Consider the following 14,219-nt stretch of genomic DNA (forward strand, 5'->3'; position numbering starts at 1 on the left):
TTTTACAATTAACCATTATCACCCTTGACATCATTTCCCTCTATTTTTTATCTCAGAGAAACCAACATCCGTCGAAAACAAAATAGCTTCTTATAAATGTAACCTGATAAAGTTCCTTAAAAAAGGCGACGCAAATGTCGCCTAATAGTTATTTTTCGTGAGACTTAACCAATCGGTTCGCAGAATCTTTATATTGTCAAACGACGTCGCAACACATTACGGGTTTCAATGGACGATTGGCTAAATAGGTTCCCGGTACTATTTCGAAACGTTTGATTAACCTCAACTGCCCGAGGAGGGTTAACATTCACTGCTTCTGATTCCAGCGGTGTGAAACGAGACAACGTATAGGCTTCACTTCCCTCCGAAGTACCTGCTGATGAACTCAGTTCCCAAGTCTGATGATTCACTGCATAAGCTGTACGCGTAAGCTCAATTATTCCTGAGGTTGTCGATACTGCACCAAAACCAAAGGATACCCATCCCAGAATATTAGCTGCATTCGCATTACTGTCTGCAACCGCCGCCGCCGCTATCCCCGTAGAGAGAGACGCCGCATTTGCGCCCAACGATATCGAAGATAACGCAATATCCCATCGTCTGCTGGAACGGCTAGCAACTTCACCAAATTCAAGAGGCACTGACCCGATAACACCCGCGCTGACTGCCTGAGAACCACTCCGTGCCGATTTTACCAGCGAAGAGGTAAAGGTTATTGCGCTGATACCAAAGCTTAAAACCCCCAATCCCGCACTAATCCAATTTAATATCCCAGATGTTTTCGGATCTTTTTCCGATAATGCTGCTGACGCAATCCCTATCGAATCGGCAGCCAATCCAATGACAGTCGCAGTAACTGCAAGCGCGCTGGTAGAAGCAATCGCCCCCAAAGCGCCCCCCGCAGCAATGAGACCCGCGCTAATCGCCGCTCCGGCTCCCAGTGATACAATCCCGACAATGATGCCAATTGCCCCTAGCACAATGCCTAATATCCCGCCGGCACTAAGATGACCGTTCAGATCAATCCGGTTTATGGGATCGCCTTGGCAATAGGTATAAGGGTTAATCCCTCCCCGACCAAAAGGACTCCAACTATCGGGGCTGTGAAACCTCATGAGAACCGGGTTGAAAACACGATATCCGTTACCTAAGAAGTACCAGCCTGTTACTGGATCAACCTGTGCGCCATTCAAACCCGGTAATGAGGAAATTAAACTCCTAAAGCCATAAGGTGTATAGGATAAAGCCATCAACTCGTTTTCGTTCTGACTGGCGATAACCGTACTGTTATGGTCAATACCATATTGATAGTAGACTGATTGACCATTCTTGGCGCTTTGATGTCCAATTCGTTGCTTATCACTGCTCAACCAAGTAATCGCTTCATCACCCAATTGAATATTCGTCACTTTACCGGAAGCATAATGCTGTCGATTAACGGTACCATTCGCCAAAACCTGTGCGGTTAATTTGTTCAATGCATCATACTGGTAGCTGCACACCAGATTGCCCAACCGGTCTTTGACCTGTACCAAGCGATTATTCTGATCGTAAATGAGCGTTTGCCCTTTTTCGTCACGTGTTAGGTTGCCATTAGCATCATAACTTAACTCTATCTGCTGTTTGTCGCTGGTAATACGAATAAGTTGAGTTGGATCGGCTTGACTGAAATGATAATCCACCGTTTCCTTACCATCTCGATATGTATTATCGAGCCGCTTAATATTTCCCCATTGGTCATAATGGTAAATCTGCTGATTTAATACACGACCCGTATGATCAATCGGAGATTGTTCTCCCTCACATTGGTATTGGCTTAAGCGTTGATTATTATCATATTGATAACGTTCATTTTTCATAACCACCCCATCGATGGAGGTGATACGTTGACTGATTTGATTATTCTTCGTATAGCTTAAGGTAATAACTTGTATTGAGAAGTCACTAATTAGCGAGCGTTTTATTTCTCGATCAAAAGCATCATATTCGATTTTTGTCACTAATTGGGATAATGACGTCGTGTCTTTGGTCGTCGTTGTTATCAATCGCCCAACATTGTCATATTCAAATGTAGCGTATTGTGCATCCTGTTCTGTTTTGACCAATCTTCCCTGAGCATCGTAACTATAAACATGATTATGACCAAAACTATCTTTATGACGTTGAATCAAACCGGACATCGTATAAAGGTACTCGCCCGATGAAATCGGTTTATTATCCCGTAAAAATGATTCTCGCTGTAATACACCCGATGGGAAATAACTGTAATTAGTCTGAGATACGCCTTCTGACGCAGATAATAATGTTCCCGTTTTCGAATGATAACGAAAGTTTTGTTGGTCTGTCCCCGTGGTAAATTTGGACATCACACTACCAAGATAGTAGAGGTAATCCATATTTTGCTTATTATGCGAAGGAGTAATTGACTGAATCGGTTTGTCACCTTGAGGCCCATATAAATATTCCGTTTTGCGACCACCCACCGTATCACTTATTACCCGCCCAAGACCATCATAAACTAATGCCCCCAACTGTGTGCCATTCACGTTCAGTGCCGAAATTAATTCTTCATGGCTAAAGCTTGCATAAGCGGATTCTAATATTGTTCCGTCTGGCAACGTTTTTTTCACTATACGATCAAACACATCATATCCAATTTGGGTAGCATGACCTTCTGCATCTGTTTCCGTCACTGTACGACCAAATCCATCATAACGATAAGTACGGGTGCTATATATCGTACCATCAGGATACACAGCTTTGATCGAAGCCGGTTGCTCAAAATTATTTTGCTGAATATTTAACATCCCTAATCCTTTGACCCCTTGAGTAATTGTCCTCGTAATAGGATCATGGATTTCCAGCTCTATCCGACCATCACTGTATTCCGTGCTGTAAAGATTTCCCCAACCATCATATTTATAGGTTTTCGTTGTAACCAACGGGGTAGCAAGACGAACCAAAGGATTGGCAGATAAATTCCATAACCAATCATTTGAAATTTCCTTGCTCAACTGCCCCAAAACATCATATTGTCTGGCAAGAACTTTTCGATATGTGCCTTGATAAATCCCCGATGTGCCCCAGGCGCCATCATCATCTTGTTCTTCAATCGAACAAATACGTCCCATTCCATCGTAATGGGTTTTACGTCTGACGCCTTGAGAATCAACTTCTATCATCACCGGCCAAAAATCATTTTCGTCACCGCCGGGATATTGATAAACGTAATTACGTTTAATTTCTCTTGCCGTGCCGGGATCAATAATTTGCCCTGTAATGCGACCCAAAAGATCATAAGACTGATCGGTAATCACGTGGTTTACATCAACTTTACGAAGTTGCCGATGGGTATAAATAGACGTCACATTTTTCGATTCCATATGTGCGCCATCAAAACCGGTCACCGTAGCATTTGTGGTCATCTCACTTTCTGAATATTCATATTTAAATGTGGTGACCGTTTGCTGGTTATTCATCACTGACGTTATTTTTGCTAACGAACCATGAGATTTACTCGTCGGTGAGTTAACATAGCTAAAGGTTCTCGCTATTTTATTGTCTATCGTCTCTGAGACTTTACTGACATATTCCTTAACATAAGCGCCGGTAAAAGTAGGAAATTTTTGATATGTATAATGAATCACTTTATTTGCGACACTTTGAGCAGCATCAGGCGATCCTTTTTGCGTAACTGATTTTAAGAACCGAGAAAAACCCAAGGGATCGGCAGGGCAACTATTACCTTCGCCATTGACCGGATAATAAACGTATTCTTTCTGTATCCCACTGGTCTCAGTAATAAGTAGAGTATTTCCCCAATCATCACTTTTAATATTGACAGTCTCTTCTCGTGAAGTATTTGTTTGTATATCCGTATAACGGGTTAACACGCGAGAAGGTTGTTGTAAATTTTCTGGTTGCTCTGAGAAACTTTTTGATAGATCCTCATTGTAAGTAATTTCTGTTGTAATTCTCTTATTATCTTGTGTTTTTGCTTCTTTGGTCATTAAATGGAATTTATTAAATACTCGTTCTATTACTGAAACCACACTTTGACCATCTAAAACCCGTTCAATGGATGAATAAGTGTATTTCCCTGTGACCAAATACAAATTATCTTGACTGGAATCAAAGCTTGTCCGGCCAGAAGAATAGCCCAAGAAGTTATGTACTGAACTATATTCATAGGATTTGCTGACCGCAGGTTGTCCATTGCCGGGTTGAATAGTGAGTGCAGCCGCATAAGGAATATATTCCGTGTCCGTCACTTTATGCCCATTCTCTTTATAACTCACCAGCTCAACATAACCGGTTGGTGTACGGAAGGTGCTGATAACTGGAAATACGCCTTTTAATGTCTGATAGGTCATCTTAAATCGGGCAGAATCAATAGGACCAGAAGCATCGTAAGGTACAGTCACCGTAATAAGGTAATCGTTACGATAATCGAATGCTATTTTCGCAGAAATATTATTATCATCAGGGTATTCCACTGATGTACAGTTATTTCCAGAGTAATTGAGTTTAAGATAAGTTTTACCTGTCACACGGTATTTTATTTCGGACAATGCAAATCTTGAATTATAAATTAAATCAAATGCTTCACCATCAGGAAATTCAAGTGCAACTGTTTTTGCAATATCACTCGACCCAATTCGTTTAAGTATCTCTATAATGCCGTTTTTGTTATAAACATAAAAAGTATTGCTATCGAGCTTATATACGCGCAAATCTTTTAGTTTTTTATCTTTAAAACTAAGATCATTATTATTAGGCGGCAATGGCTTACATTTAAATTGCTCCCCATTTGCTCGGCTAAATGTAAGTGTTTTTATATCTAATGTTGTTAATGAAAAGCGCCAGCCAATACCAAAGCCATTGTTTAACGTTGTTAATGGCGAGAATGATAGGCTCAATGTTTGTTCCGAATTACCCACATTATTAGGTCTTAACGTGATAATATTAATATTTGCACTATATTGACCTGTTCTGGGATCGACACCAGTATTAATATAAGAACCGAAATTAAAAGCATTGGAATATATATCGGTAGCTTTCATTTTAAATTTCCTGTTTGATCAATTAAAATTATATTCGAGTAAAAATTCGTTTATGTATAATTACAGATATGGCTATATTCCTATTTCAATAATGGAATATATTAATTGCTGGCAAACGCACATGCGTTTACCAGCATAAACAAAGGTTTTTTACTAAGGAAAATCAACTTATTCTCGCTATGCTTAGCGCACGTCCAATATTAACCGAAGAAATTCTAAATTTATGCTGACAACCGTAGTTATCAATGATTGTGACATCATGATATCCATCATAATAACCACTCGTCCACGAACACCCTGTCACATGAAGCACTTCAGCAGCAAGCTGCGTGTCCGGAATAGTTACGGTATAAGCATAGTCCATAACACATCCTCCACTCACATTATCACGTGCATTCACATATGAGGTTCCTCGTTTAAATACCCTTCCTCTTGTCAGGAATCTATCATTTGATGGCTCTTTACCAAGGACATATATTCTATTAACAGTACTGTCATTCCCTTCAAGAATCCTCAAATGATATGGCAATGTCCAGCGATAAAGATTAATTATTTGATGATGAGTATCGGATTTTGTCGGCTCTTCTGTTTTATCAAACAATGTATTGATGTTTTCATGCAATTGATTTGTATTAATTGCATAAGGAGCAATGGCTTTTAATAAAACCTTGCTGTCAAAAACTTCATCACCAACTGACATATTCGTTGTTAATGTGCGTTTCCCATCCGTATCTTCAAATGTCATTTTTGCCATTAGGTATTCTGTGCTTGTTCTATTACTACTGACATAACGATAGATAATTTCAGGAACACTTTTCACACTGTTCTGATAGTTTTCATTTGTGCAGCAATCTCCCGCACGATCTGTTACCTGTTCGTCAATAAAAGCATCAGCATGATAAACACCATTTAATAACCCAAGATCAAATTTATTTCTTGCATCTGTCGTTGTCCAACCTGAAGGCATTTTTAATTGGTCATATATGAGGCTATCACTTAATGCCGCCACCTGAATCGATCTTTTTTCAGCCTCACTAAGTGCTAATTTTATCCAATCACCATTCCTATATTCTTGTTTAAGTACAGAGATTTTTACCATACATTGATGACGCCCATTAGCATAAAAATTGTCATCAGTTTTCTCAATGGTAAATGTTGTTATTTTCTTTTCCATAACACTCTCCATAATATTGTGAATTAAGCTGTAATAGAAAGAATATCAAGTTCAAAGCCATAATACGGCCCTTGCAATTCAGGAATAATTCTGACTCGATAACGTTTTGATAATTCGTCTTCAACTGTCTTTAAGGCATTCATGATAAATTCACTGTACTTTCCTTGTGCAAAGAAGATAAATTGCGTAGTTGAAGGATTAATAGCAACATATTTACCAAGAGCATGGCGTAACGTCTTAATAAATAGTGAACCATCCTCATTTAACTCGAATAGATTTTTATCTGTCGTCGTCCTATCCATAAAATTTCCTTCACCTAAAAGATAAATATTTATCTCACGATGGTCACGACGCAGTAAAAATTGTTTATTGATATCCAAATCGAATACTCTGGGTTTAACCGTTTTATCAAGTAAATGATCTGGAATAACAAATTCAATCAAGAAACGACGCCCATTCACGATAATAGGCAAATGCTCCCGATCACTTGAAAAACAGCACAAGTTTCCCACCCACGAAGAACCTTCTGTTTCCGAATAGGCTGAATATAAAGCAGCAACCTTACCTTGTTCTAAAACGTTCATTATAACCTCTTAATGTTAATGGTGAAAAAACATAATTAAGTAAAAATTCAGATTACAATTTTGATTTTAAATAGTCAGTGAGCTCATTTAATGTTGAAATAGAATGATTTGAAAAAAGTTCGGCTTTAAGCACAATACCATACGCTTCCAACACAAAAACTTGGATTTCCACATAGTCAAGACTATCAAATTCAAGCGAAACAAAAGAGGACTCTGGTGTTATTTCTTCATCTTCTATATCCTTCATCATTAATATTCTATTCTTTATTTCAGTGAAAATATCACTTTGTGTTGGCATTTCGCTTTCCTTTTATTTCATCTTAGAGATAATTGAAGTCTTTGATACAAAAATAGGTTTTTTATCATATAAACATCGATAATAGAAAATACGAATATAATCTTTATCGCCATTCTTAATCAATAAAGGAGGATTTAATTCAACACAGATATCCGGTGAAGATAATAATACTGTACTATTAACAATCTCCTTCCTGATTTTAATCGCTTGCCCAGTATGCAAAGTAAAAGATTGACTCAGATAATCCTGTAATTGGTTAAAATGGTAGTGCTCAAAATTAAGAAATCCTGTCGAATTAATAATAAGATGAAAAGCAAGCGCATCCAGGAACCATCCAATAGAAGTGACACTTGGGAAATAGTATCTAAAGACAGCATACTTTTCACAAACTTCCTCCCCTGTTATCGTTAGTTTTTGACAATTATCCTGAACGATCCAATCTTCAATTGACTCCATTGTATTCTCTACGCTGGTATTGCCGAACAACGTGTTTTCTTTACTGGGATTTTCTAATTTAAACGTTTTGTTTTTAGTATTAATCCTCAGTTGATGGGGTAATGCGGTATAAACATACTGGCGGAAAGAGGCATCAATGTTCAATATTCCCGTTGTAAAAGCGGAAGTTAATTGAGAAAACTGTTGCCGTACATAGAGCAAACTCAACATTCCCTGCACCGGGTGTTGCTGTATATTGCGCAAAGACTCGCTTTTCGCCGAATAATGGATGGGGTTAAAATCCCCAGAGAAATTCGACCAATGTTCAATATCTTCCATTGCAAAAATCAACATATCAGTTACCTTACCTTAGCGATAACCAACGCAGCGTTATGCCCGCCGAAACCTGCGCTAATATTGAGTGTCACCTCTGGTTGAGCGGTGTAGCAATGTTGATTAGGCAAATAATTGAGATCGCAATCTGGATCGGCCCGGTGTAAATTCAATGTTGCTGGCAAGCAATTTTCAGCTAATGCTTTCACACATACAATCGTTTCAAAACTACCGGCGGCAGCAATAAGGTGGCCGGTATAAGATTTTGTGCTTGATATAGGTACCTGATAAGCATATTGGCCCAGTGCTGCTTTAATTGCCTGAGTTTCATAAAGATCATTTAACGGTGTAGAAGTACCATGAGCATTAATGTAGTCAATATCTTTCGGCGAAATCTGTGCCTGCTCAATGGCTTTAGTTATCGCTAATATTTTAGGTTCAATATCTTCTGTTGGCCGGGTTAAATTAACGGCATCTGAATATTGGGCGTAACCTTTAATTTCCGCTAAAATCGTTGCACCACGCGCGATGGCTGAATCATAATTTTCCAGACAAACTACCGCCGCTCCTTCGGCTAATACAAATCCAGAGCGATCAAGGCTAAATGGACAACATGCAAGATTTGGGTCCGCTTGTTCTTTCGATAATGCATTCAGTACATCAATACTCCAAATATTACATTCCCGCGTGAGTGATTCAGCGGCTCCGGCAATCATACATTTTGCCCGCCCTGAGCGAATAATTTCAAAGGCATCGCCTATCGCCATTGTGCCCGTTGCGCAGGCAGCCATAACGGTATTTTGATAACCACGTAGTCCATACATAATCGAACATGCAGCCGTCATGGAGCTTGGCATGGTAATAAGATTACTCATAGGATGAGCTAATTTTGCTTGCTTATATTGGCAAGCATGATCTCCGGCATTATCAATAGCTCCCCAACCACTGCCAAGAATTACGCCACATTCGTATTTATCGTAATATTCAACAGGTGATATATTCACGCCGAATGCTTGGGTAAAAGCTTGATAAGTCGCCTTCAATGCTGCTTTTCCGCAGTCAGAAAGTGTATGAGTCAACTTTTTTGGTAATAACTGATAGCGGGATGGGTTTGGTGCAAGGAAAGAAAAGAAACGCGAATTAATGAATGAGTCAGGAAATTCAATTCTGTGAAATCGATGTTGTTTTTCAATAATACTTTGCCAACATGATTCAACATCTTCACCAATCGGTGTTACGGCACCCATACCTGTAATAACAACTCGTTGAGCTCTCTGCATATTGGTTACCATTTATACATGGATTGAAAATGTCAATTTTTCTAGTTATAAAAGTAGGCTAATGAAGATATATCACCATAATCATAAATAAGTATTTTTAATATTCCTGGTTAATGGAATCGCTATTTGTGAATTATGTAAAACTAATTTATAGATTATTCCCCATGTAATAAAACCGATGATAAATACCCATGAATAAATATATTGTTATTTTAATACCATTATATTATTAATCTAATTATAAAATAATTGTTCACATCACATTCGGCCATAATATCATGATAAATCCCGAGGATTTATTTATCATTAACTCATTATTCTGTTTAATAAAGCATATCATTGTATAAAAACAAAATAAAAATAATAGCTTTAATTATTGCGCCAACTGTTTATTTCATAGCATATGAATTCAATTATTATATTAATAATCCAGAAATGTAATTAAATAAAATAAAAATAATAAACGTTTCATATTATTCTCGTGAATGAGTAAATCAACAATGAATACATTAATATTGTCCTGCCGCATATTCTCACGGCTAACTGACAGCATACAATGAGGCACATTTTCTAATCATTTTTTGCCTCAAAACATATACCCTGCCCCGTTGTCTGTAATATACTGACAAGACTGGATAAATACACAGCATTGCGTGTCTTCACTGTCCAGTTAATGTAATAAAACCGGAGGCAATATATGGCTGAAACAGGCAAGAATACAGGAGTGTTCAGTGGTAACAAAATCAGAGACAAGCCCTGACTCAGTGACAAAGCAGCAGTTAGACGCTCTCACCACCGATAAGATTACGCAAAGTATCATTATCATCTCAGTCGGCACAGTTTTTTACCGACTACAAGAAGGTAAACACGGAGGCAGCGGCGTATTCTTTAACCGCGCCGGAGGACATACCCGGTACGGGTTAACGAACGGCACAGTTGGTAACTTATATCTTGCCAACTCGCCAAGAACATCGATGAAGGAGGTGTTTCAACGTCTGCCAGCCATAACAGACCGGGAACTGGATGAGTACCATATGGCTACATTAGTGACAGAGAAAGATTTACGCATTGTAGACATTACCCGGCTTGCGCCGAAAATGCATATCACCGCTCATCAGCTAACTGGCACAGACTATCGGATCACACAGCAACTCGCGGCGAAGCTGTCACCACACGCGGATGGACTGGCCTATATGTCCAACGTCACGCTTGAGCCCTGCATCGTACTCTGGCATGACGATCCTTCGGGTAAAGACGTGATACGCACCGAGGAACTCAAGATGCTCAGGGAATTTGAATATGAAGGAGAAATTGCCGAAGATATCCTGGTGAACGACCTGGATATTCCCGTAATATAATAAAAGGGGGAGCCGGTATGTACTCGTTCCCCTTCTTTATTTATGCAGCATCTTGAGTACCAAACAACTTGGCTAAACGGATTATCTGATGAAGTTTATCATCCGAAACACCATCTCTCAGCAAATCAATAACCGTGAACTCTTGACCTTCTGGTAAACGATGATCCAGTACATTACGTTTCTGCACGAAAAACCCGTACTGCATTACACCGCTAAAGTGATTGAGATGAAGCAAGATCTCCGCCACCCCCCTGAGCACACCTTTTTCGCCTTTGCTTTCATCATCGGTGAACTGAAAAGCCGGATAAATAAATTCACCATCGTATTCCAGAGCCAGTAATTTACCGGTGTCCTTTTTCTTTTTAACTGTTACCTTACTGACCCCTAGCAAACTTGCTACCTCGGCAGAATTTAACACACCGCCGTTCTCACGCACGTTGTCAAAAAAGCGCGCTCGGCTACGCACACGATTAAGTAACCTCTTCTTTTCCGGCGTCAGCTCAGCAAGCGACCGTGCGGGTATCGCCAAAAACAACATATTCATCAGAAACTGATTATCCGGCAACGCTAGCTGGCGCTTGATGTTAGCCTTACCCTTACTGCGAATACCATCAGCCAGTTCCTTAATAATATTCTCAAGGCGATCAGCCGCTGCATGAGCGTCGTCGTACTCATCATGAGGTGCCGACACGTTATTATTAAGTCTGGTCTTCCTGTACAAAGTTTGCATAATGCACCTCAAGTTAACGATTGATAGCATAAAGAATATAACCACAATCGTTAACCAATGCAAATTTTATCCATCTATACTGTGTGCTATTTCTCCTCCTAGATTCTTTCCTTTATAAAACCTCAAGGCAAAAATTAGCAGGCGTAATAATACGAGTACGACCAAAACACCCACGCTGTAATAATCCAGCCCGACGATCTCCGGTTACAAGATAGTCTGCTTCACCAGCACATGCCATAGCGAGTAAAAGCGCATCATCAGGATCATCCGTATCCTCTTTAATATATAGTTTCTCCAATACCAGAGCACGTTGTAAGTTGTTGATCATCGCCCCCACTTTAGCGGGTTGTAAGACAGTCTGGAATTTGGGATAACGACTTGCACGGCGAATTTCATCAAGCTGTAACCGTGAAGTCACCACTTCGAAACGTGCCGCACGCCAAGCACGGTAAATCGCATCTGGCGCACCATGTGGTGAGATCAAAGCACTAAATAGGATATTAGTATCAAGAACAACCTTCATTAGCGTTTACGTGCCCAATCTAGAGCCTCATCAACTATTGAAGCTAGCTCTATTTCACTAACATCAGTGTTAGCCACTTTAACTTGTTCTGCTGTCAGTTCTAAAATGTGTGACCGTACTGCCTCTTCTATAAAACGGGATAAGTCCCCTTTTTTTCCACCTCCTTGACTCGCCAGAAATATACGAAGAGATTGGTCAGTATCGGCAGAGACAGCAACGTTCCAACGAACACTATTCATAATATATTCTCCTTGCTTATGTGTTTATGTGTTTATACGCCAATTTTACATGAAACGCAAAATCTTACACACTCGCTCCGCTAATCTACAACACTTATGCTCACTTCTTACCTTGCCGTCGCGATGCATCTTGAAATCCATAGGGTATATGTAAATATTCATTAATACCCGGCAATAGTGGAAATCGTACTGTTGATAAATTGTGAATGCATTCACAAAACACGATTTTCAAAGTTAAAAACCAACTAATATCTGGAACAGATAATACAGTCATTAAATAAATTTTTTTAACCAAAAAATTAACAATGTTCGTATAAATTTTTATAAAAATAAGTCATTAAGGTTATTTTTATCACTCTTTAAATAGGGTAATTAGAAAAATAAAATTATCAATCACCGACATCTGGAATGAAATAATACATATTTAGCTATAATTAGCTTTGGCTCCACGTTTAGTCGAATGACTTACCCTAGATCCAATTTCAGGCGTTACAACTTGCAATATCAATCTGAAAAAATGCGTTATTATTGGAGAAATCATGATGAAAAAAACAATAAAAAACATATCTTTATTCACAGGAATTATGCTTGGAAGCTTGACATTATCTCATGCCGCAATTATTCCACCCGGTACACAACTGGCGACCAACCAGAATATTATTCGTCATAATGGTTCAGAACCTGCTTCTCTTGACGTTCATAAAGTTGAAAGCGATGTTGAGTTTGATATTATAAACGACTTTTTTAGTGGATTAATTAGTATAGGGAATGATGGTAAGTTAACCCCTAATTTAGCGATTCGTTGGGAAACTAACGATAATAAAACCTGGGTGTTTCATCTAAGAGAAGGAATAAAATGGTCTGACGGCTCACCTATTACTGCTCATGATGTGGTTTTTAGTTGGCGACGTTTAATTGATCCCCAAATGGCATCCCCGTATGGCAGTTATATTGAAAACATGTATATAGCAAATGCCAAAGATATTCTTATCGGGAAGAAAAAAACCGATGAATTAGGTGTAAAAGCATTGGATGATTTAACGGTAGAAGTGACATTAGAACAACCGCTATCCTATTTTTTAAATATGTTGGCACATCCAGTTATGGTTCCCATCAGCCAAAAAGCGGTTGAGAAGTATGGTGAAAAATGGACTCAACCGAATGTGTTTGTCAGTAGCGGCCCATTCAAACTCGCTGAATGGATCGTCAATGAGAAGGTGATTGGCGTCAGGAATCCACAATATTGGGACAATGAACACACCGTGATTAATAAAGTCACCTATCTTAACGTAACATCAGAAACCGCAGTGGTGAACCGTTATTTGGCAGGAGAAATAGATATCACCAAACTTATCCCATCGGTTTTATTTAACTCGTTAAAAACCAAGTTGGGTAGCCAGGTCCATATTTCCCCTAAATTAGGTGTTTACTATTACGAATTCAACACCCAGAAAGCCCCTTTTAATGATATTAGAGTCAGGCAGGCATTAAATCTGGCTTTAGACAAAAGTATCATAACAGATAAAGTTTTGGGGCAAGGCCAAAAACCAGCCTATAATAATACTCCGCCAAACACCGGAGGAATGAACTTAAAACAGCCGGATTATGCATCATGGACGCTGGCAAAAAGAATTGAAAAAGCCCGGCAGTTATTGAATGAAGCAGGTTATAACAGAAATAACCCATTGAAACTTCATCTTCTTTACAATACATCAGAGGATCATAAAAGGATTGCTATTGCAGCCACTTCAATGTGGAAGAAAAATCTGGGCGTGGATGCTGTTTTACAAAATCAAGAATGGAAAACAATGTTAGACACCATGCATCAAGGTAATTTTGATTTAGTAAGACACGCATGGATAGCTGATTACGATAATCCTGCTTCGTTTTTAAATAATTTTGTCACCAATAGTTCTAATAATGCATCATCATATCATAATGATGTTTATGATGATCTGATCAGTAAAGCCAAAGCAACAAATAACATAGAATATTTCCAGCAAGCACAAGATATTCTTACAAGAGATGTCCCGGCAATTCCTATTTATTACTATGTTAGCGCCAGATTAATAAAACCTTATATTGGAGGATATTACATCAGCCCACTCGGTCTTATGTCATCGAAAGATCTTTATGTTATTAAGCACTAACAGGGGCATTTACAGAAAGAATGATTCGACCAGAACCCGGAGACAGGAAGGG

11 protein-coding genes are annotated in these 14,219 nt (G+C 38.9%); 2 read left to right on the forward strand and 9 right to left on the reverse strand.

Features of this window, described 5'->3' with window-relative positions:
• Positions 1 to 188 precede the first annotated feature (188 nt).
• The 6 genes from TI10_RS02850 to TI10_RS02875 all read right to left on the reverse strand — a co-directional run bounded on the left by TI10_RS02850 (position 189) and on the right by TI10_RS02875 (position 9,167).
• Positions 189 to 5,063, reverse strand: coding sequence for an RHS repeat domain-containing protein (locus tag TI10_RS02850; protein ID WP_049581658.1), 4,875 nt, complete (start codon positions 5,061 to 5,063; stop codon positions 189 to 191).
• Positions 5,064 to 5,226: 163 nt separating this feature from the next.
• The gene (locus TI10_RS02855) at positions 5,227 to 6,237 is read right to left on the reverse strand and encodes a hypothetical protein (protein WP_049581659.1); all 1,011 of its coding nucleotides are present in this window, start codon (positions 6,235 to 6,237) and stop codon (positions 5,227 to 5,229) included.
• 23 nt (positions 6,238 to 6,260) lie between these two features.
• On the reverse strand, positions 6,261 to 6,821 hold the full coding sequence (locus tag TI10_RS02860) for a hypothetical protein (protein ID WP_049581660.1): 561 nt from the start codon (positions 6,819 to 6,821) through the stop codon (positions 6,261 to 6,263).
• Positions 6,822 to 6,873: 52 nt separating this feature from the next.
• Entirely contained in the window at positions 6,874 to 7,119 is a 246-nt protein-coding gene (locus tag TI10_RS02865) for an acyl carrier protein (protein ID WP_049581662.1), read from the reverse strand.
• Between the two features lie 12 nt (positions 7,120 to 7,131).
• Positions 7,132 to 7,908, reverse strand: coding sequence for a hotdog family protein (locus tag TI10_RS02870; protein WP_049581663.1), 777 nt, complete (start codon positions 7,906 to 7,908; stop codon positions 7,132 to 7,134).
• Positions 7,909 to 7,913: 5 nt separating this feature from the next.
• Positions 7,914 to 9,167, reverse strand: coding sequence for a beta-ketoacyl-[acyl-carrier-protein] synthase family protein (locus tag TI10_RS02875; RefSeq protein WP_244161497.1), 1,254 nt, complete (start codon positions 9,165 to 9,167; stop codon positions 7,914 to 7,916).
• Positions 9,168 to 9,898: 731 nt separating this feature from the next.
• Here TI10_RS02875 and TI10_RS02880 point away from each other — a divergent pair.
• Positions 9,899 to 10,525 carry an RES family NAD+ phosphorylase gene (locus TI10_RS02880; RefSeq protein ID WP_049581666.1) on the forward strand — a complete coding sequence of 209 codons (627 nt, stop codon included), beginning with the start codon at positions 9,899 to 9,901 and terminating at the stop codon, positions 10,523 to 10,525.
• Positions 10,526 to 10,565: 40 nt separating this feature from the next.
• Here the strand turns inward: TI10_RS02880 and TI10_RS02885 are convergent, their stop codons facing one another.
• The 3 genes from TI10_RS02885 to TI10_RS02895 form a co-directional block, all read right to left on the reverse strand.
• Complete coding sequence (locus tag TI10_RS02885) at positions 10,566 to 11,255, reverse strand: hypothetical protein (protein ID WP_074524806.1); 690 nt, start codon at positions 11,253 to 11,255, stop codon at positions 10,566 to 10,568.
• 112 nt (positions 11,256 to 11,367) lie between these two features.
• A complete protein-coding gene (locus TI10_RS02890; RefSeq protein WP_049581668.1) occupies positions 11,368 to 11,778 on the reverse strand; it encodes a putative toxin-antitoxin system toxin component, PIN family in 411 nt (136 codons plus the stop codon).
• Complete coding sequence (locus TI10_RS02895) at positions 11,778 to 12,017, reverse strand: ribbon-helix-helix domain-containing protein (protein ID WP_049581671.1); 240 nt, start codon at positions 12,015 to 12,017, stop codon at positions 11,778 to 11,780. The genes TI10_RS02890 and TI10_RS02895 overlap by 1 nt, the downstream gene beginning before the upstream one ends.
• Positions 12,018 to 12,556: 539 nt before the next feature.
• Here TI10_RS02895 and TI10_RS02900 point away from each other — a divergent pair.
• Positions 12,557 to 14,167: an ABC transporter substrate-binding protein gene (locus TI10_RS02900; RefSeq protein WP_049581672.1), complete on the forward strand. Its 1,611-nt coding sequence runs from the start codon at positions 12,557 to 12,559 to the stop codon at positions 14,165 to 14,167.
• Positions 14,168 to 14,219 lie beyond the last annotated feature (52 nt).

It is taken from the genome of Photorhabdus luminescens subsp. luminescens (assembly GCF_001083805.1).
Classification (GTDB): domain Bacteria; phylum Pseudomonadota; class Gammaproteobacteria; order Enterobacterales; family Enterobacteriaceae; genus Photorhabdus; species Photorhabdus luminescens.

Coding starts and splice junctions, on each gene's coding strand:
- TI10_RS02850 (WP_049581658.1), bottom strand. CDS start 5,063: ATGAAAGCTACCGATATATATTCCAATGCTTTTAATTTCGGTTCTTAT.
- TI10_RS02855 (WP_049581659.1), bottom strand. CDS start 6,237: ATGGAAAAGAAAATAACAACATTTACCATTGAGAAAACTGATGACAAT.
- TI10_RS02860 (WP_049581660.1), bottom strand. CDS start 6,821: ATGAACGTTTTAGAACAAGGTAAGGTTGCTGCTTTATATTCAGCCTAT.
- TI10_RS02865 (WP_049581662.1), bottom strand. CDS start 7,119: ATGCCAACACAAAGTGATATTTTCACTGAAATAAAGAATAGAATATTA.
- TI10_RS02870 (WP_049581663.1), bottom strand. CDS start 7,908: ATGTTGATTTTTGCAATGGAAGATATTGAACATTGGTCGAATTTCTCT.
- TI10_RS02875 (WP_244161497.1), bottom strand. CDS start 9,167: ATGCAGAGAGCTCAACGAGTTGTTATTACAGGTATGGGTGCCGTAACA.
- TI10_RS02885 (WP_074524806.1), bottom strand. CDS start 11,255: ATGCAAACTTTGTACAGGAAGACCAGACTTAATAATAACGTGTCGGCA.
- TI10_RS02890 (WP_049581668.1), bottom strand. CDS start 11,778: ATGAAGGTTGTTCTTGATACTAATATCCTATTTAGTGCTTTGATCTCA.
- TI10_RS02895 (WP_049581671.1), bottom strand. CDS start 12,017: ATGAATAGTGTTCGTTGGAACGTTGCTGTCTCTGCCGATACTGACCAA.
- TI10_RS02900 (WP_049581672.1), top strand. CDS start 12,557: ATGATGAAAAAAACAATAAAAAACATATCTTTATTCACAGGAATTATG.